The following is a 2,387-nucleotide window of genomic DNA, read 5'->3' on the forward strand; positions in this document are numbered from 1 at the left end:
GGTTTAAACCATAAAGCTAACATTAGGGTAATATATATTGATATCCCCCCCACTAATGGTATAACCCCTTGATGCAGCTTACGTTCATTAGGCCTATCAACCAAGTTTATCTTTTTTGCTATCTTCCGAAAGATAAACAGTACAACAAATGCAATGATAAAAAAAAACGAATACGCCATAGACCACCATGTATAGCTTGTTACTACCAACCTATAACTCAACTGAGAGCAAGTGTTTATACCGACAGGAAAGATATAAATTTTAGTGAATCATCAACCAGTTTTTTTGCCTCGTCATATGTGTCAGCCTCAGCATAACATCTCAGTTCTGGTGCATTTCCAGATGGTCGGAGATGAACTATGCAATTATCTGTCAAAAATAAACGGAGTCCATCTGTACAATCTGTATAAGAGACATATCTATCGTTTAAGCCTAGCTTCATAAGCAGAGACTGAGGGTCATCTTTCCCTAAAGCGATCAGTTCATTACTAAGCATTATAGGGAAATTTTTGATGCGATCGGAATGAGTAAAACGCAGTGGAAGAGTAGATACCAACGTGGAGATAGCATCACCGTCTGTTGCTGCAAGTAGTGTCAAAAATGGTAATACCGCATCACGAGTAGGAAGAGCTTTTAGCTCCTTGCCTGAAATATCGATATCACTGCCAAGAATAAATCCCCCATTAGCTTCAAACCCAGCTATTCGTTGATATTCATTAACTAACGCCAAGAACTCGGCAATAACATATGGAGAACCAATTTTGGTATAAGCAACATGGAAAAATCGCCCACAACTCATAACTGATGTGTTACAACTTATAGGAACCACTAACGCCTCTATTTTTAATGCATCAGCACAAAGTAAGCCTAGAATATCACCACGAAGCCATTCACCGTTTTCATCGGCCACCAAGGGGCGATCGCCATCACCATCGGTCGAGAAAATCGCATCCAGTTTGTATTGCACAGACCACAACCGCGCTTTAGCTTTATCTTCTTCACCCACTGCTTCGGTATCAATCGGCACAAACTGATCACTACGCTCTATCCGAACGACCTCAGCACCCAATGATTCAAATAACGGCGCATAGAGTTCACGCCCGGCGCTAGAGTGCTCATAAATACCTATTCGCTTACCCACCAACATATCGGCAGCAAACAAAGAGGAATAACGAGTACAATAACTCTCAGCGGCCCGAGAACTAGGTTTCAACGTAGGCAACAAAGCTAATGGTTCAAATTCAACCTGCAATTGAAGGATCGCCAACTCATCGGCTTTGGTAATTTCACCATCGGGGCGATAAAATTTAAGGCCATTACGATCAAAAGGGATATGGCTTCCCGTAACCATGATACAAGGCATATTATCTTGCATTGCTTGATAGGCTAATGCAGGTGTGGGGATCACACCATAATAAACTGGCTCTACACCCGCCTGTAACAAGGCAGCAGCACAAGCCTGCGCCATAGCATAACTGCTGGGGCGATTATCGACAGCCAATGCCAGTTGGTTGGGGGAAAACTCTTGGCGCAACACAGCGACAAAAGCATGGGTAAATGCAGCACAGACATCAGGGGTAAAATCGACGACCAAGCCACGGGCACCACTTGTGCCAAATGCGATGCCACTCTGAGTAATAATATCTTTTGAATTTTTCATTATTTTCTTGCCAGAAACTGTGGGATTTTTGATAGATTTTTCAATGTAACAGCCAATGGCCAAAATAGACCATTATTACGCATCGCCTTGATATCCTCGCAGGTTTTTCGGAAAATATTAACTAACGAACGATTACTGACCCCACCTACTCGCATTTTTATTAAAACTTTAGGCAAATATCCAGTGTTTATGTTACCACGCCATAGATAGCGAAGAACTGAATCATAATCAGCAGCAATTTTATAACTCAGATCAAAACAGTTCATTTTTTTGTATAAGCTGCGTTTCATATAAAATGTAGGATGTGCAGGCATCCAACCATACTGTAATTTATTTTTATTGTAGTGACCACTTTTCCAGTGACGAACTACTTTATTGATATTATCTTGCTGAACATACTCGAGGTCAGCATAAACGGCATCATAATTACCTGATTTAAAACTATCAACAAGGTCCTGAATAGCTTCAGGATAGGCAAGTAGATCATCCGAATGCAAAAAACCGACTATATCACCAGTCGCTTTTGAAATACCTTTATTGAGGGCATCATATATTCCATTATCTGGTTCTGAGATGATCTCGCTTACCCGAGAACAATACTGTTCCACCACTTCAAGGGTATTATCCTTAGATGCACCATCAACAATAATATATTCAATATCGGGGTAAGTCTGACATTCTAACGAGGAAAGTGTATCGTGAATAGTTGCCGCACTATTATAAGTGG

The 2,387-nt window shown here is 41.0% G+C and carries 2 protein-coding genes; both read right to left on the reverse strand.

What is annotated here, in order from left to right; genetic code table 11:
* Positions 1-235: 235 nt before the first annotated feature.
* Positions 236-1,660 carry a phosphomannomutase gene (locus tag LD28_RS0111615; RefSeq protein WP_033137131.1) on the reverse strand — a complete coding sequence of 475 codons (1,425 nt, stop codon included), beginning with the start codon at positions 1,658-1,660 and terminating at the stop codon, positions 236-238.
* Positions 1,660-2,387, reverse strand: a 728-nt coding sequence (locus LD28_RS22330) for a glycosyltransferase family 2 protein (RefSeq protein ID WP_081959537.1), incomplete at its 5' end; no start/stop codon positions are given. The genes LD28_RS22330 and LD28_RS0111615, both read right to left, overlap by 1 nt.

The sequence above is a fragment of the Aeromonas finlandensis genome (assembly GCF_000764645.1).
Taxonomy (GTDB): domain Bacteria; phylum Pseudomonadota; class Gammaproteobacteria; order Enterobacterales; family Aeromonadaceae; genus Aeromonas; species Aeromonas finlandensis.